19 protein-coding genes are annotated in these 22,648 nt (G+C 66.2%); 11 read left to right on the forward strand and 8 right to left on the reverse strand.

Annotated elements, in window-relative coordinates:
• Positions 1-81 precede the first annotated feature (81 nt).
• Genes soxR through GOSPT_RS14655 form a run of 5 tightly spaced genes read left to right on the forward strand, consistent with a single transcriptional unit; the run spans position 82 to position 4,483 of the window.
• Positions 82-528 carry a redox-sensitive transcriptional activator SoxR gene (gene soxR / locus GOSPT_RS14635; RefSeq protein WP_005207156.1) on the forward strand — a complete coding sequence of 149 codons (447 nt, stop codon included), beginning with the start codon at positions 82-84 and terminating at the stop codon, positions 526-528.
• 38 nt (positions 529-566) lie between these two features.
• Positions 567-1,574: a patatin-like phospholipase family protein gene (locus GOSPT_RS14640; RefSeq protein WP_005207157.1), complete on the forward strand. Its 1,008-nt coding sequence runs from the start codon at positions 567-569 to the stop codon at positions 1,572-1,574.
• A 5-nt stretch (positions 1,575-1,579) separates the two neighbouring features.
• Entirely contained in the window at positions 1,580-2,806 is a 1,227-nt protein-coding gene (locus GOSPT_RS14645) for an MFS transporter (RefSeq protein WP_005207158.1), read from the forward strand.
• A gap of 46 nt (positions 2,807-2,852) precedes the next feature.
• Complete coding sequence (locus tag GOSPT_RS14650; protein ID WP_005207159.1) at positions 2,853-4,088, forward strand: arginine deiminase; 1,236 nt, start codon at positions 2,853-2,855, stop codon at positions 4,086-4,088.
• Positions 4,089-4,096: 8 nt separating this feature from the next.
• Positions 4,097-4,483 carry a GntR family transcriptional regulator gene (locus GOSPT_RS14655; protein ID WP_005207160.1) on the forward strand — a complete coding sequence of 129 codons (387 nt, stop codon included), beginning with the start codon at positions 4,097-4,099 and terminating at the stop codon, positions 4,481-4,483.
• Between the two features lie 194 nt (positions 4,484-4,677).
• Here GOSPT_RS14655 and GOSPT_RS14660 read toward each other — a convergent pair whose 3' ends face one another.
• Positions 4,678-6,300 (reverse strand): dolichyl-phosphate-mannose--protein mannosyltransferase, encoded by a 1,623-nt coding sequence (locus GOSPT_RS14660; protein WP_005207161.1) that lies wholly within the window; start codon positions 6,298-6,300, stop codon positions 4,678-4,680.
• A gap of 29 nt (positions 6,301-6,329) precedes the next feature.
• On the opposite strand from GOSPT_RS14660, the gene rsmI reads away from it, so the two are divergent.
• On the forward strand, positions 6,330-7,205 hold the full coding sequence (rsmI, locus tag GOSPT_RS14665) for a 16S rRNA (cytidine(1402)-2'-O)-methyltransferase (RefSeq protein WP_039856150.1): 876 nt from the start codon (positions 6,330-6,332) through the stop codon (positions 7,203-7,205).
• A 369-nt stretch (positions 7,206-7,574) separates the two neighbouring features.
• On the opposite strand, the gene GOSPT_RS14670 is transcribed toward rsmI, so the two are convergent.
• The 3 genes from GOSPT_RS14670 to metG are packed head-to-tail and all read right to left on the reverse strand — an operon-like array spanning position 7,575 to position 11,560.
• A complete protein-coding gene (locus GOSPT_RS14670; protein ID WP_005207163.1) occupies positions 7,575-8,777 on the reverse strand; it encodes a GAF domain-containing protein in 1,203 nt (400 codons plus the stop codon).
• Between the two features lie 10 nt (positions 8,778-8,787).
• A complete protein-coding gene (locus GOSPT_RS14675; RefSeq protein ID WP_039856165.1) occupies positions 8,788-9,969 on the reverse strand; it encodes an aminodeoxychorismate synthase component I in 1,182 nt (393 codons plus the stop codon).
• A 19-nt stretch (positions 9,970-9,988) separates the two neighbouring features.
• Positions 9,989-11,560: a methionine--tRNA ligase gene (metG, locus tag GOSPT_RS14680; protein WP_005207165.1), complete on the reverse strand. Its 1,572-nt coding sequence runs from the start codon at positions 11,558-11,560 to the stop codon at positions 9,989-9,991.
• Positions 11,561-11,766: 206 nt separating this feature from the next.
• Here metG and GOSPT_RS14685 point away from each other — a divergent pair, with 206 nt between their 5' ends.
• Positions 11,767-12,882, forward strand: a complete 1,116-nt coding sequence (locus tag GOSPT_RS14685) for an alpha/beta hydrolase (protein WP_005207166.1) — start codon at positions 11,767-11,769, stop codon at positions 12,880-12,882.
• A 30-nt stretch (positions 12,883-12,912) separates the two neighbouring features.
• Here GOSPT_RS14685 and GOSPT_RS14690 read toward each other — a convergent pair whose 3' ends face one another.
• Positions 12,913-15,267 (reverse strand): glycoside hydrolase family 65 protein, encoded by a 2,355-nt coding sequence (locus tag GOSPT_RS14690; RefSeq protein WP_005207167.1) that lies wholly within the window; start codon positions 15,265-15,267, stop codon positions 12,913-12,915.
• On the reverse strand, positions 15,264-15,974 hold the full coding sequence (locus tag GOSPT_RS14695) for an HAD family hydrolase (RefSeq protein ID WP_039856167.1): 711 nt from the start codon (positions 15,972-15,974) through the stop codon (positions 15,264-15,266). The genes GOSPT_RS14690 and GOSPT_RS14695 overlap by 4 nt, the downstream gene beginning before the upstream one ends.
• A 162-nt stretch (positions 15,975-16,136) precedes the next feature.
• Here GOSPT_RS14695 and GOSPT_RS14700 point away from each other — a divergent pair, with 162 nt between their 5' ends.
• The 4 genes from GOSPT_RS14700 (at position 16,137) to rsmA (ending at position 20,135) form a co-directional block, all read left to right on the forward strand.
• On the forward strand, positions 16,137-16,994 hold the full coding sequence (locus GOSPT_RS14700; RefSeq protein ID WP_005207170.1) for a PhzF family phenazine biosynthesis protein: 858 nt from the start codon (positions 16,137-16,139) through the stop codon (positions 16,992-16,994).
• 65 nt (positions 16,995-17,059) lie between these two features.
• Positions 17,060-17,974 carry a TatD family hydrolase gene (locus GOSPT_RS14705; RefSeq protein WP_005207171.1) on the forward strand — a complete coding sequence of 305 codons (915 nt, stop codon included), beginning with the start codon at positions 17,060-17,062 and terminating at the stop codon, positions 17,972-17,974.
• Between the two features lie 203 nt (positions 17,975-18,177).
• Positions 18,178-19,263, forward strand: a complete 1,086-nt coding sequence (locus tag GOSPT_RS23645) for a resuscitation-promoting factor (RefSeq protein ID WP_005207172.1) — start codon at positions 18,178-18,180, stop codon at positions 19,261-19,263.
• Positions 19,227-20,135 carry a 16S rRNA (adenine(1518)-N(6)/adenine(1519)-N(6))-dimethyltransferase RsmA gene (gene rsmA, locus GOSPT_RS14715; protein ID WP_005207173.1) on the forward strand — a complete coding sequence of 303 codons (909 nt, stop codon included), beginning with the start codon at positions 19,227-19,229 and terminating at the stop codon, positions 20,133-20,135. Before GOSPT_RS23645 ends, rsmA begins: the two co-directional genes overlap by 37 nt.
• 121 nt (positions 20,136-20,256) lie before the next feature.
• On the opposite strand, the gene GOSPT_RS14720 is transcribed toward rsmA, so the two are convergent.
• Positions 20,257-21,576 (reverse strand): amidohydrolase family protein, encoded by a 1,320-nt coding sequence (locus GOSPT_RS14720; RefSeq protein WP_005207174.1) that lies wholly within the window; start codon positions 21,574-21,576, stop codon positions 20,257-20,259.
• Positions 21,573-22,607, reverse strand: a complete 1,035-nt coding sequence (locus tag GOSPT_RS14725) for a PDR/VanB family oxidoreductase (RefSeq protein WP_005207175.1) — start codon at positions 22,605-22,607, stop codon at positions 21,573-21,575. The genes GOSPT_RS14720 and GOSPT_RS14725 overlap by 4 nt, the downstream gene beginning before the upstream one ends.
• Between the last annotated feature and the right edge of the window lie 41 nt (positions 22,608-22,648).

Genomic DNA, 22,648 nt, shown 5'->3' on the forward strand with positions numbered 1-22,648 from the left:
ACGCGTTCGATCAGCGGTTGGCATCTCGATCAGCGGGCATAGGCGACTTCAAGTCAACTTGAAGTCGCCTATCCTCGTCGTATGGGCCTGAAGAAGATCGAACTGTCCGTCGGTGAGTTGGCGCAGCGCGCGGGCATCGCGCCGTCGGCCGTGCGGTTCTACGAGGACCAGGGGCTGATCTTCTCGCGGCGTACGCCGGGCAACCAGCGGCGATACCACCGCGCGATGCTGCGCCGGGTCGCGTTCATCCGCGCTTCCCAGGCGGCGGGGATACCCCTCGCGGTGATCGGGGAGGTGTTCACCGAGCTCGGCGATCACGAGTCGCCGTCGCGCGCAATGTGGGAGGCGGCGTCGCAGCGCTGGATCGCCGACATCAATCACCGGATCGAGCTGCTCGAGACCATGCGCGACATGATCGGCTCCTGCGTCGGATGCGGTTGCCTCTCGCTGGGTGCGTGCAACCTGCTCAACCCCGGCGATGAGCTGAACCGGCAGGGTGCGGGGCCGCGTCGGCTTCCTATCGACTGACGCGTGCGGCGTCGGACGTCATCGTTAGGCTGAGCATCATGGCCCGATCGACTCGCGTGGCCCTCGCTCTGGGAAGTGGGGGAGCTCGCGGCTACGCACACATCGGCGTCGTCGCCGAACTCGACGCACGTGGGTACGAGATCGTCAGCGTCGCCGGATCGTCGATGGGCGCGCTGGTCGGCGGGCTCTACTGTGCCGGGCGCCTCGACGACTACGTCGACTGGATCAGCGGGTTGTCCCAGCTCGACGTGATGCGACTGCTCGACGTCTCGCTGTCCAAACCGGGCGGGATGATCGGCGCCGAGCGCATCCTGGCACGGGTCCGGGAGATCCTCGGCGACACCGTGATCGAAGACCTCGACATCCCGTTCACCGCGGTCGCCACCGATCTCGCCGCCGGGCGGCCGGTGTGGTTCCAGAAAGGCAGTCTCGTCGACGCCATCCGGGCGTCGATCGCGATTCCCGGAGTGATCCGACCCCACGAGGTCGACGGCCGACTGCTCGCAGACGGCGGCATCCTCGACCCACTGCCCGTCGCGCCGACGTCCGCGGTCAGCAGCGACGTGACGATCGGCGTTGTGCTCGACGCCGACGACGGTGCAGAACACGGCGCGAGTCGAGCACCCAAGACCAAGGGCGTGATCCGCCGCAACATCACCCCGTTGTTGGAGAACGACTGGGTGCGCTCGGTGCGCGAACGGTTCGGCGTCGAGGCCGACGACTCCGTTAGCCACGACGCACCCGCGGAGGACACGCCCGCCGGGTCGGACGGATCCGACGACGTCGAGCCGCTGTCAACGTCGAGCGACGTCGACGACGGCGCCAAAGCGGCTCCGATGGGCAGGATCGAGATTCTGTTGCGCTCGCTCGACATCATGTCGATCGCGCTGACGCGCTATCAGATCGCGGGATACCCGCCGGACATCCTGATCCGAGTGCCGCGTAAAGCCGTGCGCACGTTGGATTTCCACAAGGCGACGGAGATGATCGAGCTGGGTCGTGCACTGACCGCCGAAGCGCTCGACAAGCTTCCGGAGGAGCCGTGATCTGAGTGAAGCAGATTCCTCGCGGGATCTGGGTGCTGCTGGCGGCCAACGTGGTCATTGCTCTCGGCTTCGGTCTGATCGCGCCCGCGCTCCCGACTTTCGCGCGCAGCTTCGACGTCGGCTACACCGCGGTCTCAGCGGTGGTGTCGGCGTTCGCGGTGATGCGACTTGTCTTCGCGCCTGCCACCGGACGCCTGGTGACGGTCCTCGGCGAGCGTCGGATCTACCTGACAGGTCTACTGATCGTCGCGGCGAGCACGTTGGCATGTGCGTTTGCGCAGAACTACATTCAGCTTCTGCTGTTCCGCGGTGCGGGCGGTATCGGTTCGACGATGTTCACGGTGTCGGCGATGGCGCTGCTGATCAGGTTGTCGCCCAACGAGATCCGCGGCAAGGTCTCGGGCTTCTTCTCCGCGGGCTTTTTGATCGGCAACATCACCGGGCCGCTGATCGGCAGCGCGCTGGTCGGATTCGGCTTGCGCATGCCGTTCGTCGTGTACGCCGTCGCGCTGTTGATCGCATCGGCAGTCGTCGCAACACAACTGCGCGATACCGCGGCGCCAGAGGTCTCCGACGCTCCGCAACGAGGGGCGATGTCGCTGCGAACCGCGTTGCACGACAGCGCCTACCGCGCGATCATCGCGTCGAACTTCACGCAGGGTTGGGCGTCGATGGGCGTGCGCGTCGCGGTGGTGCCGCTGTTCATCACCGAGGGACTCGACGAGTCGGCCGCCATGACCGGTGTGGTCCTCGCCGTTTACGCAGCCGGTAACGTCGCCGCGATCCTGGTCGCGGGCAGGATGTCCGACAGGGTCGGTCGCCGACCGGTGATGCTTCCCGGCCTCGCCGTCATGGCGATCTCGACGGCGCTGCTCGGCTTTTCGCCGAACATCGTCGTCGCGCTGGTGCTGTCGCTGTTCGCCGGAGTCGGATCGGGCTTGTTCGCTCCGACGCATCAGGCCGCGCTCGCCGACGTTCTCGGCGCCAGACGTCAGGGCGGTTCGGCGCTTGCGGCGTACAGCATGTCGTCGGATCTCGGTGCGGTCACCGGACCACTGATCGTCGGTTTCGTTGCGGGAAGCGTCGGATTCGGCCCGGCATTCGTGCTGACGGGAGGGGTGGCCGCCGTGGCTTTCGTCGCGTGGCTGTTCGCACGCGAGTCGGCACCCGAGGTTGTCGGTGCCGTCCCGCGACTGCATCCGACCCAGCAGTCCGATCCCGACGCACCCTGACGCTCGGCGTCGAGCATGCACGGCCCTCGGCGACTAGATTTGATCCATGCCTGCGTCGACTGCCAGCAGTGACTACACACTCGGCTCAAACACAGAGGTCGGCCGACTACGCGCGGTGATGCTGCACCGTCCCGGCGACGAACTACTGCGCCTCACCCCGCGCAACAGCGACCAACTACTCTTCGACGGTTTGCCCTGGGTGGCCCGTGCCCAAGAGGAGCACGACGAGTTCGCGGAAGCACTCACCGCGCGCGGCGTCGACGTCTTTCTCCTCGGTGACCTGCTCACCGAGACGCTCGACCACAGCGGTGCCGCGCGAATCCAGGGCATTGCCGCGGCAGTCAACTCGCGCCTACTCGGGCCGCACCTCGCGGAGGAACTCGCCGGGTATCTGCGCGGGCTGTCCGCACCGGAACTCGCCGACGTGTTGACCGCTGGGATGACCTTCGACGAATTGCCGTTGACCCCGGCCGCGGAGTCGGCGTCGCTGGTGCGTCGGATGCACGTCGGGCCGGAGTTCGCCATAGCGCCGCTGCCCAATCTGCTGTTCACCCGCGACAGTTCGTTTTGGATCGGGCCTCGATTTGCGATCACCTCGCTCGCACTGCCGGCCCGCGTGCGCGAGACCTCTCTGACCGATCTGATTTACGCGCACCACCCGCTGTTCACGGGTGCGCGACGCGCGTACGAATCGCAGGTCGCACCCGTCGAGGGAGGCGACGTGCTGCTGCTGGCACCGGGAGTCGTCGCCGTCGGAGTCGGTGAACGCACCACTCCCGCAGGCGCAGAAGCCTTGGCGCGCAGCCTGTTCGCCGACGGACTGGCCCACACCGCGCTGGCGGTTCCCATCGAGCAGCAGCGCGCCTTCATGCACCTCGATACGGTCTGCACCATGGTCGACGCCGATGCCGTCGTGATGTACCCGAACATCCGCGACACCATGTCGGCATTCACGTTGCGCGACCTCGGCGACGGCGACGTCGACGTGAGCGGGCCGCGACCCTTCGTGGAGGCGGCAGCGGACGCGATGGGCATCGGCAAACTCCGCGTCATCGACACCGGCCTCGACCCGGTCACCGCCGAGCGCGAGCAGTGGGACGACGGCAACAACACTCTCGCAGTCGAACCGGGCGTCGTGGTCTCGTACAACCGCAACGTCGAGACCAACCGCAGACTCGTCGACTCGGGTATCGAGGTGATCGAGATCGAGGGCCGCGAACTCGGCTCGGGCCGCGGCGGTCCACGGTGCATGTCGTGCCCGCTGTCGAGAGATCCGCTCTGAGGTCGACGATGGATCTCGCCGCACAACTCGCCATCGACGCCGACTCCGATCGCGCACCCTTCGAGCAACTCCGCCTCGGTGTCATCGACCTCGTCACACGCGGCGAACTGCTTGTCGGAGAACGACTTCCGACGGTGCGCGCACTGGCCGCCGACCTCGACCTCGCCCCGAACACGGTCGCGAAAAGCTATCGCGAACTCGAGGCCGCCGGGATCATCGAGACCAGGGGCAGGCGCGGATCGTTCATCAAAGCCGGATCGAACACGACGCTCGACGACGCGCAGCGCGCCACCGTCGAGCACGTCGAAGCGCTGCGCGCGATGGGAGTGGACGACGCCACGATCGTCGAACTGGTCACGCGGGCCGTCGGCGGCGATGCGCAGCCCGCCCGCTGAGCAACGTCCTGCTGGTTGAGCACGATCCCCGCTGGTTGAGCTACGTCTCGCTGGTTGAGCCTGTCGAAACCACACGGCCGCTGGTTGAGCTTGTCGAAACCACCCGCCGCTGGTTGAGCCTGTCGAAACCACCCACCGCTGGTTGAGCGACCCGCCGCTGGTTGAGCTTGTCGAAACCACCCCGCCCCGAAGGCTCAGCCCCAGCTCGGCAGCCAGAGCTGTTGGTGCCACTGTTCCGGCGAGATGGGGCTCGCGGTCAGGATCGGCCACAGCCAGGCGAAGTTCGCCACCACCAGCCCGATGTAGATCGCGACGACGATGATGCCGAGTGCCTGCCGTTCCGGCCGGGGTCTGCATGGCGACGATCTGGTCGTTCGCAGTATGTCGCCGCAACACAGTGCCAGGCCCATCACTAGGAACGGCGCGAGGACCGTCGCGTAGAAGAAGTACATCTGGCGGTCGAGTTCGGCAAACCACGGCAGAAATCCCGCTGCGTATCCGACGATCACTGCGGCGTATCGCCAGTCGCGTCGGATGAGAAAGGCCCACAACCCCCAGAGCAGCATCGGAAGCGCGAGCCACCACATCGCCGGCGACCCGATCAGCATCTGGGCCCGGACGCACTGGCCGCCGCCACACTGATCGGGCCCATTCTCGAGCGCGTACAGCATGGGGCGCAGGCTCATCGGCCAGGTCCATGGCTTGGACTCCCACGGGTGGTGGTTGCCTGCGGAGTTCGTCAGCCCCGCGTGGAACTTGAGCACCCCCGCCTCGTAGTACAAGAGTGATCGCCACGCGCCGGGAACCCACGCGAACGGGCCGTCGGTCCCGATCGTGTTGCCGACCTGGTAGCGGTACACCGACGTCTCGCTGGTGAACCACGGCACGAAGCTCGCGAAGTAGATGGCGATCGGCATCGCGACGAGGCTCGCGACACCGGGCACGGCGTCGCGGACAAGAGCGCCGGCCCAGGGACGTCGAACGTGATAGGCCTTGCGCGCGGCGACGTCGAATCCGATCACCAGCAGGCCGAAGAAGACGATGTAGTAGATGCCCGACCACTTCGTCGCACACGTCAGGCCGAGCATCACACCTGCGGTGAAGCGGTACCACCGGAAACCGAGGCGGGGTCCGAACTGGGAGTCGTTGATGCGGCCGTCGAGGTAGGCGTTGAACATTCGCTCGCGTACCTGGTCGCGGTCGCAGATGACCGCGGTGAATGCGGCGACGACAAACAGGCACTGGAAGATGTCGAGCATGCCCATGCGGGACTGCACGAAGAGCACGCCGTCGCAGATCGCGAACACCGCGGCGATCGCTCCGACGAGCGTCGACCGTGCCATACGACGCACGACCCGATAGATCATCACCACGATCGCGACGCCCGCGACCGCGGACATGACTCGCCAACCGAGCGGACTGTAGCCGAACATCCACTCGCCGACGGCCAACAGCCATTTGCCGACCGGCGGGTGCACCACGAGCCCGTAGGCCGGATTGTCCTCGATCCAGTTGCCGCCGGTCAGCACCTGCCAACCCTGCGGAACGTAATGCTTCTCGTCGAAGACCGGTGTGGCGTGGTCTGTGGGGAGGTTCAGCCCCCAGAAGCGGGTGGCGATGGCCACCAGGGTGATGATCAGACCGACGATCAGGCCCCGCCTGCGGTCGGGTGCGCCGAAGAGCGGCACCTCGATTTCGGGATCGGGCCGCACCCGCGTCGAACGCAGGGCAGCCACTTTGAGCAGGCGTCCACGGTCGGGTGTCGGATCGGCGGCGGGCGCAGCGATGGGGCCGTCGACGATGGTCACCCGGCCCATCGTAATGGGCCGCTCGTACAGTGATTCGCATGAATCCCGCTCCGGACGTGTCAGATACCGACACCGGCAACGGCCGACTCGTGCTGGCTGCGACGCCGATGGGCCAGGTCGACGACGCCTCGTCGCGGCTACGGCACGCCCTCGCGACCGCCGACATCGTGGCCGCAGAGGACACCCGACGCACCAAGGCGCTGGCCCAGGCGCTCGACGTCACGATCACCGGGAACATCGTCAGCTACTACGACCAGGTCGAGGCCGCGCGCACCCCGGCACTCCTCGATGCCATCCGCGCCGGAAGCACCGTGCTGTTGGTCACCGATGCGGGCATGCCCTCGGTCAGCGATCCCGGGCACAAGATCGTCGCAGCATGTGCGGCAGCGGGTCTGCGGGTGACGGCACTGCCCGGACCGTCGGCCGTGACCACCGCGCTGGCGGTATCGGGCCTGCCGTCGGATCGCTTCTGCTTCGAGGGGTTCGCGCCACGCAAGCACCAGGCGCGGCTCGACTGGCTGGCCCAACTCGTCGACGAACCGCGCACCGTGGTCTTCTTCGATTCGCCCCACCGCCTCGCCGACACCATCGCGGACGCCGTCGACGTACTCGGACCCGATCGCGAGGCGGCCGTGTGTCGGGAACTGACGAAAACCTATGAGGAGATCCGCCGGGGCCCGCTCGCCGACCTCGCGCAGTGGGCCGCCGAGGGTGTCCGCGGCGAGATCACCGTCGTCGTGGCGCCGGGGGAACGTCGGGTACCCGCCGTCGACGACCTCGTCGAGCAGGCCGAACGGCTCGTCGCGGGAGGTCTTCGACTCAAGGAGGCCTGCGCGCAGGTCACCGAGGGTACGGGCGTGTCGCGGCGCGACATCTATGAGGCGGTCCTGGCTGCGCGGTCGGAAGTCGATTGAGCGTGCCGACGGTGTCGGGGGCGGGGCGGGCCGGTGCGCGGTGGTGCGGAAAGTGGGGGAAGGGTTGTTTCCCCGGGTTGTTGACGTTTCCCCGCGACGTTTTGCGGGGAAAGGTTCGAAACTAGCGGAAGGGTTTCTTCCCCTACTTTCTGCGGGGCGCGGCGCCCGGCGCGGGGCCCGGCGCGGTAGTGCGGAAACTGGGGGGAAGGGTTTTTTCCCCGGGTTGTTGACGTTTCCCCGCGACGTTTTGCGGGGAAAGGTTCGAAACTAGCGGAAGGGTTTCTTCCCCTACTTTCCGCGCCGCGAAACGCGCGGAAGTCGACGCCGCCACAACCGCGACGGGACCACGAAGCCCGCAGACGACGCCGGTCAGTCGGGGACGACGGTCAGCGTCACGTCGGTGGCAAGGCGGTACGGCCGACTCGACACCAGGGCGCCGACGACGCGGCGTAGGCGCGACATCTCGGACCGGACAGACACCTCGTGGGTCGTGTCGCCGAACAGAAACCTGCTCAACTGCGCCGAGGTGAGTCCCGCGCGCCCGGCGTCGGAGAGCAGTAGCAGGATCTGCGCGTGACGCCGCGTGACGACAATGGTGATGTGGTCGGGGCCGTCGGTGACGTGAATCGACGGTTCGCCACGGAGATCGAGCTCGATGAGGATCGGACCGGCCGGCCCTGACGGACGTACCACCCAGCCGCCGTCGACGCGCTCCGCGATGCACACGCCCAGCCCGGCCACGAAGCGCATCTCACCGTCGCCCGGTGGGGCTATCCGGGTCGGGGCGATCACTCCGCGGCTGTCGGCGACGAGGCCGTCGTCGTCGACGAGGAGCGCGGTCTTGAAGGCGGACAACGTGGTTCGGCCGGTCTCATGCAGTCGGCTCAATCTGCGCTGGTGCTCGTCGGAGACGTCGCGTGCGCAGAACTCGGCGACCGACGCGGCGAGCATGAGCGTCGCGGGCTGGACGGCATTCATCTGCCCGGCGAAGGCGATCACCCCGGCGACCTCGCCGGTGACCCGATCGTGCACAGGCGCCCCCGCGCAGTACCACTCGCCCAGCGCATGCGCATAGTGCTCGGCCGGGTAGACGCGCTGCGGTCGCGGGTCGGCGAGTACCTGTCCCACCACCGTCGTCGCGGCCGATTCTTCATCCCAGCGCGCACCCTCCCGGATGTGCAACGCGTACGCGTGGTCGCGGAGTCGGGAATCGGCTTGTCCCCAGAGCATCACGCCGTCGGCGTCGAACATCCCATATACGAGATCGGCGTCGTCGATGCTTGATTCGACGATCGCCTGTGCGGCAGTTGCCGAGTGGCGTAGCGAACTCTGTTCACGCCGACGATCGAGTTCGTCGTCGCTGACCAGTTCGGGTTGGTGGGTGTCGCGGCTGTGCCCTCGCGTACGTGCCCGCAGCCACGACTCGAGAACGGGTGTCGGCGGCGCGTAGTCGTCCGGATAGTAGTGCGGAGTGGGTGTCGCGCCGGTTGATTCATCGATGATGGACGCTCGGATATCGGCGAGGTCGGACGTCATCTCGGCTGCCTGCTGCACGCTCGCGGCCCGATTCATGCCGACTACGTTAGCCGAGCACGCTCGGTCGCGCGTTGACCACACTTGCCGCTTTGTCGAGGCATTCCTGCCATTCGCGACGCGGGTCCGAATCCGCGGTGATTCCGCCACCCACGCCCAGTGCCATCGAGCCGTCGGGTGTGATCTCGACGGTCCGAATCGCGACGTTGAGGTCGAGTAACCCTCCGGGGCCTGCCAATCCGACGGCTCCGCAGTACACCCCGCGTGGGTCGTGCTCCCAATCGGCCAGCAGTTGCATTGCCCTGAGTTTGGGTGTTCCGGTGACCGACGCGGGAGGGAATGTCGCGTCGAGTAAGGCCACGTTGCCGATCTCCGGAGGTAGTTTGGCCCCGACCCGCGAGACGAGGTGCCACACACCCGGCGCGCCGACGATCTCGAGTAGCCTCTCGACGCGCACCGAGCCGGTGCGTGCCACCCGACCCAGGTCGTTGCGTACGAGGTCGACGATCATGATGTTCTCGGCGATGTCCTTCGACGACGCCGCGAGCAACGTGGGGTCGTCGCCCGCGGCGATCGTGCCCTTGATGGGCGCCGACCACACGCGTTCGCCGCGTCGGGACAGGAAGGTTTCGGGGGAGAAGCTCGCCACCGAACCCCAATCGCCCTGTAGGAAAGCGGATTTCGCGGGTCGTGTGCGCTCGGCGAGATCGGCGAAGAAGCCGCACGCCGATCCGGTGAGCGTTCCGGTGAAGCGGGTACACAGGCACGCCTGGTAGATCTCACCCGCGCCGATGGCGTTCAGGCACTGCTCAATCGCGGCGACGTGTGGTCGGGGATCGGGCGGTGTCCACCGCGTCGACCACAGTTGCGTCCCGTCGTCGACTTCCGTTGCGGCAGCGGCCAATACCTCGCGCACCCAGTCCGGTGCAGCCGCGCCGGAGGCACTGACGAACTGCGAGCGTCCGTCTTTGAGCACCAGGAGATGATCGGTCTCGCCACCAGCGATCGTCGGCAAGGCTGATTCGACGCCGCGCACGGGAAAACCCAAGTATCCCAACCAGAATCGGTCCGGACGATCGGGCGGTGCATGGCCCGGGCGCACCTCGATCGAGGGTACGATGACCGCGTCGGCGTCCCACCAGTCGCCCACAAGGGCTGCGGGAGGCGGTGATCCGCGACGCGCGGCGGCGAGCTGCAGCGAACGCAGCAGGTCCGTCGCGGTCGGGGTCACCACGTCACCGCACAGTTGCTCACGCGTCGCGGCGCGGGAAAATCACTGTGGGCTTGGGCAATTGGGTTCCGGGCGCGAGGCGATCGTCGACGGTTGTGAAGTCGCGCTCGTCGCCGACGGCCAGCAGATCGAGCAGTGCGTTGCACGACGTCGGCATGACCGGTTGTGCCAGCAGTGCGACGACACGGACCACCTCGGCGCACACGTAGAGCACGGTGCCCGTCCGGTCGAGGTCGGTCTTCGCGAGCTTCCACGGCTCCTGTGCCGAGATGTACCGATTGGTCTGCGCGAGCACCGACCACAGTGCCTCGAGTCCCAGATGGATCGCCTGCACGTCGAAGTGGTCGCGCACGCGCGGCAGCAGTTCGGTTGTGGCGTCGAGGATCTCGGTGTCAGCCTCGGTGTAGGTGCCGGGGGTCGGAACCGTGCCGTCGAAGTACTTGCCGATCATCGACAGCGTGCGCTGCGCGAGATTGCCGAACTCGTTGGCGAGGTCGGCGTTGACGCGCGCGGTCATGCTCTCGGCAGAGTACGAGCCGTCTTGGCCGTAGGGCACCTCGCGCAGCAGGAAGTAGCGCAGCTGATCGAGACCGAACTCGTCGAGGAGGCTTTCCGGATCGACGACGTTGCCGATCGACTTGCTCATCTTCTCGCCCTTGTTGAACAGGAAGCCGTGCGCGAAGACCCGCTTGGGCAGTTCGATTCCTGCGCTCATCAGAAACGCCGGCCAATAGACGCAGTGGAAACGGATGATGTCTTTACCGATGACGTGCAGATCCGCCGGCCAGTACCGCTCGAACGTGGCGGCGTCGTCGGGGAAGCCGACGCCGGTGAGGTAGTTGGTGAGCGCGTCGACCCACACGTACATGACGTGATCGGCATGCCCGGGCACCGGGACACCCCAGTCGAACGTGGTCCGCGAGACCGACAGGTCGGTCAGGCCGCCCTTGACGAAGCTGACCACCTCGTTGCGTCGGACGTCCGGTCCGATGAACTCCGGGTGCGATTCGTACAGTTCGAGCAGCCGGTCCTGATACGCGGAGAGCCGGAAGAAGTAGGTCTGCTCCTCGGTCCAGGTCAGCACGTGCCCGTTGTCGGAGGCCACGCGTTCGCCCGAGTCGTTGACCGTGGTGTCGGCCTCGGCGTAGAAGGTCTCGTCGCGGACGTCGTACCAGCCCGAATAGGTGTCGAGGTAGATGTCGCCCGCGTCGGCCATGCGCGTCCAGATGACTTCCGACGCCCGTTTGTGGTCGTCGTCGGAGGTGCGGATGAAGCGCTCGTAGCTGGAGCCGAGGCGGTCCTGGAGAGCCTGGAAGCGGTCGGAGTTGCGCTTGGCGAGCTCCGCGGTCGGGATGCCTTCCTTCTCCGCGGTCTGCTGCATCTTCTGCCCGTGCACGTCGGTTCCGGTGAGGAATCGGACGTCGAATCCGTCGAGACGCTTGAACCGCGCGAGCGCGTCGGCCGAGATGTACTCGTAGGCGTGCCCGATGTGCGGTGCGCCGTTGGGATAGGCGATGGCCGTCGTGATGTAGTACGGACGCCCGGCGCCGTGTGGTGTACGCGTGTCGGTGCTGGTCAGATCAGTGGGCATAGTGCCTGCCAGGATACTTGGTCGCCTGCCACCCGAGCGCCCCGCGTCGACCGTGCTGTTCTGACTGCCGAATGGGCGCTCGAGACGGCCAACTGGGCGCTCGAGACGGCCGACTGTGCGCCATATCGTGCCGACTGGGCCCTCGAGACTGCCGACTGGGCGTTCATCGAGGCCGATCGACGTGACCCGTCACGTATTCTGACCGCATGGTTATGGCTGATCGACCCGAGGTAGAGACCGCGTCCAAGCCGGTCGCGGCGCTGACGATGGTCGGCCTCGGCGAGAGTCTGCTGAACGGTCTCGCGCGGGTGCCCTTCTCGAAACCGTGGAAGGGGCCTGCCGGACTGCTCGACAACGTCGGCCAGTCCGTCACCAGAAACACCATCCGCGCGTTCATGGGGTACTCGATGGGACTGCCCATCGAGGAGTTCCGCTCGATGGAGAAAGCGCTCGACGACATCTGCAACGTCGTTCTGCCGCCGGTCATCGAACTAGCGGGCAAGGTCGAGATCACCGAAGACGAGATCAACGGCGTGGCGGGGATCTGGTGCCGAGCCAAGGCCAGCACCGACGCCTACGTCGATGACGACGACGCCAAAGAATCCATCGGCGCAACGGTCCTCTATCTGCACGGCGGTGGATACATCGGCACGACGCCGATCATGTACTCCGCATTCGCCGCCGCGCTGGTGCGGATCACCGGTTTCGAGATCTTCATCCCGGATTACCGGATGGCCCCCGAATTCCCGTTCCCGGCAGGGGTTCTCGACGCCGCCGACGTGTATCAGGGTCTCCTGGACAGGGGGCTCGGCGCCGACCATCTGATGGTGGCAGGGGATTCTGGCGGTGGTGGCCTCGCGACGTCGTTGATCAGTTATCTGCACAACAAGGACATGCCCCGGCCCGCGGCACTCGCGCTGTTCTCGCCGGAGATCGACCTCGACCTCGACAATGCGTCGGTGACCGAGAACGCCAAGTACGACATCCTGCCCTGGAGCATCCCTGTCACCCCGTATCTGCACGGCGTGCAGCCCAACGACGTCCGGGTGTCGATCGTCTACGCCAACCCGAGTCCCGACTGGTTCCCGCCGACGTTCGTCTGTTGGGGCGAGGACGAGATGTTCCGCGACGGCATCCGCGACTTCGTCGGAAAACTCGAGGCCAACGGGGTCGGCGTGTACGGGTACGAGGGTCGCGGTATGTTCCACGTCTTCCCGATCCTGATGCCGTGGGCAGAAGCGTCGAAAGACGTTCTGCGAGATCTCCGTACGCGCATCGCGCGCAACATCAAGCCCGACCCGCAGGCCAAGCCGACGCACTGAGGCCTCGGCCGCCTTCGCGGCCGAGGCGCGTCAGTCGCGGTGATACGGCTCGCAGCCCACCGGTGCCTTCGGTGGTTCGCGGTGCTCGATCTCCGAGATGTCTCGTGTCACCGGGTGTTCCTCGGTCAACGTGAACTTCTCGCCGTGGTGCGCGAGGTCGATCTTCGGCCCCGAGATCAGACGGTACGTGGCCGTCTTCTTGTCGACGGCGACGACGATCTTCGAATCCCGCACCGTCATACGGAAAGACATGTACGTCAGCCGCGGTGGGAGCCTCGGCGCAAACGTGATGTGGCCGCCGAAGTCACGCATACCGCCGAACCCGGCCACGCAGTCCATCCACGCGCCCGCTAGCGCGGCGATGTGCAGGCCGCTGCTGACGTTGCTGTGGAGATCATGCAGGTCGGTGAATACCGATTCGGCGAGCAGGTCATAGCTCAGGCCGAGGTATCCGACCTCGGCGGCGGTCACGGCTTCACAACACGCCGACAACGACGAGTCGCGGACGGTGAGCGGGTAGTAGTAGTCGAAGTTGCGAAGCTTCTGCTCTTCGGTGAATGCGCGACCGAACATGTACATCGCGAACACGAGGTCGGCCTGCTTGACCACCTGTTTGCGGTACAGGTCGTAGTACGGGTAGTTCAGCAGCAGTGGGTACTTGCCGACCGACGCCGCGAAGTCCCATGCTCCGAGCAAGGTGAACGCCTCGCACTGCTGGTGCACGCCCAGTGCGTCGTCGAACGGGATGGTCATGTCATCGGCACACGATTCCCAGTGTGCCGCTTCGGCATTCGTCACACCGTACTTCTGTGCGAGGTCGGGTCGGCGATGCACCCAGGCGACGCCGTCGCGGAGTGCGAGTTGCGCAGCGAGGTTGGTGAACACGTTGTTGTTGACGACCGCGGTGTACTCGTCCGGGCCGGTGACGCCGTCGAGCCGGAATCGCCCGTTGACGTCGTGGTGTCCTAGCCCGGCGAACAGACGCGCGATCTCGACGAGAAGTTCGACGCCGCACTCGGTTTCGAACTGTTCGTCCTCGGTGGCGCGCATGTAGCGCGCGGTCGCGTTCGCGATGTCGGCGTTGACGTGCACGCCCGCGGTTCCCGCCGGCCAGTAGCCCGAACACTCTTCGCCGTTGATGGAGCGCCACGGGAACATGGCGCCGCGCTGGCCGAGCTCGGCGGCACGCGCCTTTGCCTTGTCCATCGTCGAATGGCGCCACCGCAACTCCTCACCGGCAGCAGCGGGGACGGTGTAGGTGAGCATGGGCAGGATGAAACTCTCGGTGTCCCAGAAGGTGTGACCGTCGTAACCGGGCCCGGTGAGTCCCTTGGCGGGGATGGCTCGGGACTGCCCGCGCGCACCCGCCTGAAGCACGTGGAAGAGCGCAAAGCGCACCGCCTGCTGCACCTCGGGATCGCCATCGAGCTCGATGTCGGCGTCGCGCCAGAAATCGTCCATGTAGGCGATCTGCATGGCTTTCAGCGATTCCCAGCCCGTTTCCATCGCCATGGCGAGCGCCGCGTCGACCTGCGCGCGTAGTGCGGGCACCGATCGTCGCGCCGACCAGCCGTATCCGATGTACTTGGTCATCTTCAGCGACGTGCCCTGCGGGACGTTCGCTGCGATGGTCAGTCGTGCGAGGTCTTCGTCGGCACGGATGAAACTGTCAGCGGCGCCGGGGAAGTCGATCTGGTGGTCCATACCGGCTGCCATGTGCAGCCCGGACTGTTTGGTGTGGTGCACCAGGATGCCCCAGTAATTGCGGCAGGTTGCGAGGTCGGAGACCAATGGTGACTCCAGCGCCGCCGCGAGTCGGGGATCGTTGCCGGGTACGGGGACGGGCTCGTTGGCGAGCAGGTCGGACTGCAGGACGATCTTCATGTCCTCGCCGACGGGCTCCACCTCGTAGTGGATCGCCGCGATGGTGCGTGTGGTGAACGAGACCAGTCGCTCGGACTTGATGCGTACGGTGCGGCCGGTGGGAGAGGTCCAGAGTGTGTTGCGGCGCAACGTGCCCGTGCGGAAGTCGAGTGTCTGCGAATGCTCTTCGGTGCGGCCGTATCGAAGGTCCATCGGCTCGTCCTCGACGAGGAGCCGGATGATCTTGCCGTCGGTCACATTCACCACGGTCTGGCCCGACTCCGGATAGCCGTAACCACTTTCGGCGTACGGCAGATCACGCAGCTCGTAGAAGCCGTTGAGGTAGGTGCCGGGATGATCGACCGGCTCGCCCTCCTCGAAGCTTCCGCGGAGGCCGATGTGACCATTCGAGAGTGCGAACAACGTTTCCTTTCGGCCCAGCATGTCGAGATCGACTCCGCGCCAGTGCAACTGCCACGGATCGATGTCGAAACCGGTGCTCTGCTCTGTCGTGCGGCTCATGCGGGGATCAACTCGTCGAGATCGTTGACGACAACGTCGGCGCCCGCGGTACGCATGGCCTCCGCCTGACTACCGCCCACCCGATCGATGCCGACGACGTAGCCGAAATGGCCGGCCACGCCTGCCTGCACACCGGAGATCGCGTCCTCGAAGACGGCTGCCGCCGTCGGTTCGACGCCCATCAATTCTGCCCCCAAGAGAAACGAGTCGGGCGCGGGTTTTCCGCGCAGTCCGCGTGCGGCCGTCTCCTGCCCGTCCACAAGCACTTCCACGAATGTCGACAGCCCGGCGGCGTCGAGCACGGCCTCTCCGTTCTTCGACGATGTCACCACTGCAACGCGCAGTCCGGCATCCCGGGCGGCCTGCAGGTAGCGCACCGATCCGGGATACGGGCTCACACCATCGCGTGAGAGTGTGTCCACGAACATCGCGTTTTTCTCCGAGCCGATCCTGGCGATCGTCGCGTCGTCGACATCGTTGATGCCCCGCGAGGACAAGAACGCCCGTACCCCGTCCTCGCGAGGACGACCGTCGACATAGTCGAGGTAGTCCTGTTCGGTGAACGGCACGAAGTCGTCGCCGTCGCGGTCACGCAGGAAGTCGTCGAAGGCGGCTTTCCACGCAACGCGATGTAGGACGGCGGTACTCGTGAGAACACCGTCGAGGTCGAATAGGGCGACCGAGATCTGTTCTGGCAAACCCAACACGTCCGACACGCTACCCGCCTGGGCAGTCCACGGCGCGGTATGCGAGCAGACCACACGTCGCGTCCAGGCGCTCGGCGGCGCGTCGGACCTGCGCTCGAAGGTCAGACGTCCGTCGTCGCAAATCGCTGGACAACCCTCGGTCGCGGCGGCAAGCATGGGGACATGTCATCAGCGCAGCAGTCCCGACGTTTTGCCCAGGTCGACGTATTCAGTTCAAAACCATTGCGCGGCAACCCCGTTGCTGTCGTGATCGACGGCGACGGGATCTCCGACGACGAGATGGCGGCGTTCGCTCGCTGGACTAACCTTTCCGAGACGACGTTCATCCAGTCCGCGACCGACCCCGGCGCCGACTACCGACTGCGCATCTTCACTCCCGGCGGCGAACTCCCCTTCGCGGGGCACCCGACGCTGGGTTCGGCGCACGCGTGGCTCGCCGCGGGCGGATCGCCGCGCGGGGCGAACGTCGTCCAGGAGTGCGGCGTCGGACTGGTGACGATCCGTCGTGACGGCGATCGACTCGCCTTCGCGGCGCCCCCGCTGCGCCGATCGGGTCCGGTCGACGACGCCCTCGTCGACGAGGTGCTGCCCGCGCTCGGGCTCTCACGTCAGCACGTCCGCGCCGCAGAATGGATCGACAACGGCCCGCCGTGGTTCGTGCTGGAACTCGACTCCGCGCAGCGGGTGCTCTCGGCGCGACCCGACCTCGCGGCGCTGGGCGCGTACGACGTCGGCCTCCTCGGCCGCTACGAGTCCGGACACCCCGACGACCCCGACGTCGAATTCGAGGTTCGCGGACTCGCGGGCGGCGAGGCCGTCGGAGAAGATCCCGTCACCGGCAGCCTCAATGCAGGCATCGCGGTGTGGCTTCGGTCGAACGGCCGCGTCGGAGCGAGCTACGTGGCCTCGCAGGGCACCGCCGTGCAGCGATCAGGACGAGTCCACATCGACGACGACGGCGAGCACATCTGGGTCGGCGGGCAGTCGACCACGGTCATCAGCGGGACCGTCGATCTCTGATCGCCTGATCTCCGATCTCTGATCTCTGATGGGGGGCGCCTGCGTCACCTTCTAGAGTCGAGTCCATGACGGAGGGTGCACAGAGCTCGGCCGGTTCGCAGTCGGCGGAACCATCGGCGACAGAGAGCGCCAAGGCCGCGAAGAAGCGTCGACGCCGCGAGCCGCCGCCGGACCCGACGCCGCTCTACGGGCTCATCGACGCGCACACGCATCTCGCCGCGTGCGGTGGTCGTTCGCCCGAGACCGTTCGGGCGATCGTCGACCATGCCGAGAGTGTCGGCGTTGAGATGGTTGTCACAGTTGCCGACGACATGGTCGACGCGCGGTGGGCGGTTTCGGCGGCGGACTGGGACGACCGGGTCTACGCGGCGGTCGCGCTGCACCCGATGAACGCGGGCGACCTCGACGACGCCACCTCGCGCGAGCTGGAGCAGATGGCGCAGCATCCGAGGGTGGTGGCCGTCGGCGAGACCGGTCTCGATTACTATTGGCCCGCCCGGTCCGACGACTGCGCGACGCCCGAGATTCAGCACGAAGCCTTCCGCTGGCACATCAGGCTCGCGAAGAGCATCGGCAAGCCGTTGATGATCCACAACCGCGAAGCCGACCGCGATGTGCTGGACATTCTGGCTGATGAGGGCGCTCCCGACACCGTGATCATGCATTGCTTCTCCGGTGACCAAAACGTTGCACGCGAATGCGTCGAACGCGGTTACTACCTCAGTTTCGCGGGCACAGTGAGCTTCGCCAACGCCGCGTCGCTGCGAGATGCCGCACGCGTCGTGCCGGATGAGTTGCTGCTCGTCGAAACCGACGCTCCGTTCCTGACGCCGGATCCCTATCGGGGACAACCTAATCAACCATACTGTCTGCCGTACACGGCCAGGTCGTTGGCATCGACGCGTGGAGTCGATGCCGAATCCTTGGCCAGGACGCTCGGCGACAACGCGCGACGCGCCTACCAGCTACCTTTGCGGTAATCGCCCCGTCTCGTTATCGTATTGTGATCCCGCGTGATGGTGGGCGTCGATTGAACGGATGATTCGGTCTCTGTTTGATAGTGACCTCGGGGCCGTAGGGCCTCGGTGACTTACTCCTGAGACGCCTGACGTGGGTTGACTCTGTCGCCGATCAGGATGCTTGGACCTTGTCTGTACTTGCGAGAATTCACAACTCAGAATCGATGCGCGCTCGCGTGGCCGTTGGTGCCGTGCTCGCCACCCTCGCCGCCGGTGGCGTCGCGGGTGTCGCGATGCACAAGAACGTCACGCTCGACGTCGACGGTCACACCATGAAGGTCTCGACCATGGCGATGTCAGTCGATTCGGTGCTGCGCTCGCAGGGGTACACCCCGGCCGACGGCGACCAGGTCAGCCCGGGACCCGACGCAGGCTTCGGCGACGGCTCGACCATCACCATGAAGCGCCTCAAGACCGTCGTCATCGACGTCGAGGGTCGCAAGGAGCAGGTCAAGACCACTGCGGTCAAGGTCGACGAACTTCTCGCAGAGAAGGGACTCGCGCACGGCGACGACGAGACCAACTTCTCGGCAGGCGGAGCGATCCCGGTCAGCGGTGCCGTCGTCGACGTCACCCTGCCCAAGCAGATCACGGTTGTCGACGGCGGTGTGCGGTTCAACACCACCGTGCCCGCGGCAACTGTCGCCGACGCGCTCACCGCGACCGGCAAGCCCCTGTCCGACGAGGACAAGGTCACGCCTGCCGCAGACACCAAGGTCACGCCGAACATGGTCATCGACGTCACCCGCATCCGGACCGAGCAGGACACCGTGCTCGAAGACGTCGCACCACCGGAGAACAAGCAGGACGATCCGACCCTCATCCGTAACAAGAAGGTCGTCGTGAACGCGGGTAAGCCGGGACGCGCAAACGTCACCTACAACGTCACGATCGTCAACGGCAAGGTCGTCAAGCGCGACAAGCTCTCCGCCAACCAGATCGCCGCCCCGGTTGCCGCCACCGTCAAGATCGGGACCAAGGAGGGCGCGCCCGACGTGCCGTCGGGTTCGGTCTGGGACCGCCTCGCGCAGTGCGAGTCCACCGGAAACTGGGCCATCAACAACGGCAACGGCTTCTACGGCGGCATCCAGTTCGACCAGAACACCTGGGACCGCTGGGGTGGCCAGGAGTATGCCGCGCGTCCCGACCTCGCCTCGCGCGAGGAGCAGATCGCGGTCGCGCAGAAGACCCTCGCAGCTCAGGGCTGGGGCGCGTGGCCTGCCTGCTCGTCGAGTCTGGGTCTGCGCTGACAGACGACGCGGATTCGACCGCTCCGCGGCTGCTGGGCCCGGCACAGATCCGACGCCTCGCCGCCGAGCTCGACGTTCGTCCGACCAAGACGCTCGGACAGAACTTCGTCCACGACGCCAACACCGTTCGACGCATCGTCGCGGCGTCCGGAGTCGGCCCTGACGACACCGTCCTCGAGGTCGGCCCCGGACTGGGTTCGCTGACGCTGGCACTGTTGGGCACGGCGGGCCGGGTCGTCGCGGTCGAGATCGACCCGAAGCTCGCTGCGCGGCTGCCGCACACCGTCGACGAGCTCGCGCCGCAACGGGCCGACGCACTCGATGTCGTCACCGCCGACGCACTGGCCGTGACCGCCGACGATCTGCCGGTGACCCCGACCGCGCTCGTCGCGAACCTGCCCTACAACGTGGCGGTGCCCGTCCTGCTGCACCTGATGACCCAATTCCCCACGATCGCAACGGCTCTCGTCATGGTGCAGGCCGAGGTGGCTGATCGACTCGCGGCAGGCCCCGGCTCCCGCGTCTACGGTGTGCCGAGCGTCAAAGCGCGGTACTTCGGCGACGTTGCCCGCGCAGGTGCCGTGGGGCGCAACGTCTTCTGGCCGGAACCCAAGGTCGAGTCGGGTCTCGTCCGCATCACCCGCACCGACCCATTCGTCGACGAATCAGTCACCCGCGCACAGGTTTTCGCTGTCATCGACGCCGCCTTCGCGCAGCGCCGCAAGACGATGCGCTCGGCGCTGACCACCTGGGCGGGCTCGCCCGTCGAGGCCGAACGCCGACTTCGGGCAGCGGGCATCGACCCCCAGATCCGCGGCGAGAGGCTCGACGTCGGCGACTTCGTGCGCCTCGCGGCCGTCGAACCCGCCTGAGCTACCGGCCGGGCGCTACACGCCGCCGACTGGGCGCTCGAGACTGCCGACTGGGCGCTCGAGACCGTCGACTGTACGCTCCACGCCGCCGATTGGGCGTCTCGTGCCGCGAACGGCGCGTCTATCCGGACGCCGCCGCGCGCTGCTCCACGAGTGTCCGTAGCCGCCAGGCGATTGCGCGCGAGTCCTGGGACACCAAGTGATAGTCGCGCACCACCCAGCGTCCCGCGATCATCACGTCCCGCGGCTTTCTGCCCGGCGACGCCCACAGCAGACCATCTATGGGGTCGCCGACACCGGCATCGGAAACGTCTCCGCAATCCCATACGCAGAGGTCGGCTGCCGCACCTACCTCCAATCGGCCGAGCTCGCTGCGACCCAGTCCCGCAGCGGATCCGCGCGTTGCCGCCTCGACGAGGGTGCGCGCGGAGAGAGGCCGACCCGTCAATCCCGAAGCCTGCATCGCGAGCCGCGCGTCGGCCAGCAGATGTCCACCGTCGTTGCTGCCGCCTCCGCTTGTCCCGAGGCCGACGACGATCCCGGCCTCGAGTAGGTCCGCGACGGGCGCGATGCCCCAGCCCATGGGAATGTCGCACCCCGGTGCATGAGTCGCGTGTACTCCGGCCTCCGCGAGTCGAAGCACTTCGTCGTCAGTGACATCACAGAGGTGAGCGACCGTGACATCGGTATCGAGCCAGCCCCAATCCTCGAGAAGCCTCAGAGGGCGAGCGCCGTAGCGCTCGCACGCAATGGCGACGTCGATCTGCTCATTTGCCTGAGTGCGTCTCCGTAGCCCCAATTCCGTTGCCGCGCGGCCCAGTTCGTGAAAAGTCTCCTTCGAGTCGGCATGCACGCCCGACGGGCCGGTGGCCAGTTGAAGCATTCCGTCGTCGCTGATGCCACCCGACGTCGAACCCAGGTAAGCGGCGTGAATCGCTCGCACGGAATCGGCTGCGGCCCAGGGATCGTCGCGCGCGGTACCGCGGACAAAGACGAGTCGTGCACCGAGATCGTGGGCCGCCGCGATCGTCGCGCCTGCCAACTCGACCGAATCAATGTCCGCAGGCCAGGTCAGGTGATGGTCGGCGATGGTTGTGACGCCCGCCAACACCGACTCCGCGAGCCCGACCGCTGCTGCTGCACCGGCCAGGTCTGGATCGACTCGAAGCCCGCGGTACGCGGCGCCCATGATCCGCAACCATTCGTGCATCGGCTGGAATCTGCTGCCGGGCAATGTTCGAAAGGCACTTTGCAGTAGGTGATGGTGTGCATTGACCAGACCTGGAGTGACGACGCAGTCGGTGCAGTCGACGACTTCGGGCTCACCGGCGAGTGCCGTGTGGTTCTCGACGATGAGTCCATCGTCGACCACTACGGCATCGGCCGTTTCGGCGCACGCGCCGACGACAGCCAGGGCGTTCTGCAGTCGCGTGCTGCTCATAGATCAAGAACCAAACGTCCGCTGGTGCAACGGGATACACAAAGCATCATTGTTTCGTTCTCGGCGCGTTCCTCAGATGTCAGCACCGAATCGCGATGCTCGACCTCACCGCTGACGACCTCAGCCTCACAGGTTCCGCACACACCTTCGCGACACGACGACACCGTCACGATCCCCTCGTCGTCGAACACATCCAAAATGGACCGGCCAATCGGTACCTCGACCGTCCTGCCAGACAATGCCAGGGAGACCTCGAAGGGTGAGTCCTGTGCTGCCGCATTGTCGGTTGCGGCGAAACGCTCATAGAACACATCGACGGCGTGTTGGTCCGCGCAGGCAGCTGTGGCGTCGGCGATCAGCGACTCAGGTCCGCAGGTGTACACAGCGGTGCCGGGTGGGAGGCCCGCGAGCTGGTCGAACAGAGTCACACGTCCCTCGTTCGACGACGAGTGGATGACGACTCGGTCGCCGTATCGCTCGCAAAGCTCTGTTGCATATGCCATGTGAGCTTGGTCGGCACCTGTGTAAAGGAGACTCCATGGGCGACCTTTGCTTTCGGCTTCGGCCACCAGCGAGATCAGTGGAGTAATGCCTATTCCGCCGGCAACAAACACATACTTGAGCGCACGCGTAAGTGCAAAGTGGTTGCGTGGCGGACTGATTCGAAGTACAGAAGCTTCATGCGACCCGTGGTGGAGAGATAGCGAACCGCCGCGTCCGTCCTCGCACTTGGCGACCGCGATGCGATAGTGGCCGTGGTCATCGGGGTCAGAAGTGAGAGAGTACTGGCGGACTACGCCTGCGGGAGTGTGGACGTCGATGTGTGAACCGGGCGACCAGTGGGGGAGTGAATTCGACTGGATGGGGGCAAACGTGAACTCGTCGACGCGATCGGTCAGTTGACGACGTTCGATGATTCGCACATCGATGAGTCCGCCGGGGCCAGCGGACAAAACATCACTGCTCTCGCGGTGGTTGTCGTCGGAAGATGTTGCGCTACTGCCATTTTCAGGTTGTGAATCGGTTGACATGAGAACTCCTCAATGGAAGGTCTCCGTCGGGTTCCCAGCCA

This window comes from Gordonia sputi NBRC 100414, from assembly GCF_000248055.1.
Classification (GTDB): Bacteria; Actinomycetota; Actinomycetes; order Mycobacteriales; family Mycobacteriaceae; genus Gordonia; species Gordonia sputi.

What these genes read in the sequence shown, in the direction of transcription:
- soxR (WP_005207156.1), top strand. Translation starts at nt 82, where the DNA reads ATGGGCCTGAAGAAGATCGAACTGTCCGTCGGTGAGTTGGCGCAGCGC.
- GOSPT_RS14640 (WP_005207157.1), top strand. Translation starts at nt 567, where the DNA reads ATGGCCCGATCGACTCGCGTGGCCCTCGCTCTGGGAAGTGGGGGAGCT.
- GOSPT_RS14650 (WP_005207159.1), top strand. Translation starts at nt 2,853, where the DNA reads ATGCCTGCGTCGACTGCCAGCAGTGACTACACACTCGGCTCAAACACA.
- GOSPT_RS14655 (WP_005207160.1), top strand. Translation starts at nt 4,097, where the DNA reads ATGGATCTCGCCGCACAACTCGCCATCGACGCCGACTCCGATCGCGCA.
- GOSPT_RS14660 (WP_005207161.1), bottom strand. Translation starts at nt 6,300, where the DNA reads ATGGGCCGGGTGACCATCGTCGACGGCCCCATCGCTGCGCCCGCCGCC.
- rsmI (WP_039856150.1), top strand. Translation starts at nt 6,330, where the DNA reads ATGAATCCCGCTCCGGACGTGTCAGATACCGACACCGGCAACGGCCGA.
- GOSPT_RS14670 (WP_005207163.1), bottom strand. Translation starts at nt 8,777, where the DNA reads ATGAATCGGGCCGCGAGCGTGCAGCAGGCAGCCGAGATGACGTCCGAC.
- metG (WP_005207165.1), bottom strand. Translation starts at nt 11,560, where the DNA reads ATGCCCACTGATCTGACCAGCACCGACACGCGTACACCACACGGCGCC.
- GOSPT_RS14685 (WP_005207166.1), top strand. Translation starts at nt 11,767, where the DNA reads ATGGTTATGGCTGATCGACCCGAGGTAGAGACCGCGTCCAAGCCGGTC.
- GOSPT_RS14690 (WP_005207167.1), bottom strand. Translation starts at nt 15,267, where the DNA reads ATGAGCCGCACGACAGAGCAGAGCACCGGTTTCGACATCGATCCGTGG.
- GOSPT_RS14700 (WP_005207170.1), top strand. Translation starts at nt 16,137, where the DNA reads ATGTCATCAGCGCAGCAGTCCCGACGTTTTGCCCAGGTCGACGTATTC.
- GOSPT_RS14705 (WP_005207171.1), top strand. Translation starts at nt 17,060, where the DNA reads ATGACGGAGGGTGCACAGAGCTCGGCCGGTTCGCAGTCGGCGGAACCA.
- GOSPT_RS23645 (WP_005207172.1), top strand. Translation starts at nt 18,178, where the DNA reads ATGCGCGCTCGCGTGGCCGTTGGTGCCGTGCTCGCCACCCTCGCCGCC.
- GOSPT_RS14720 (WP_005207174.1), bottom strand. Translation starts at nt 21,576, where the DNA reads ATGAGCAGCACGCGACTGCAGAACGCCCTGGCTGTCGTCGGCGCGTGC.
- GOSPT_RS14725 (WP_005207175.1), bottom strand. Translation starts at nt 22,607, where the DNA reads ATGTCAACCGATTCACAACCTGAAAATGGCAGTAGCGCAACATCTTCC.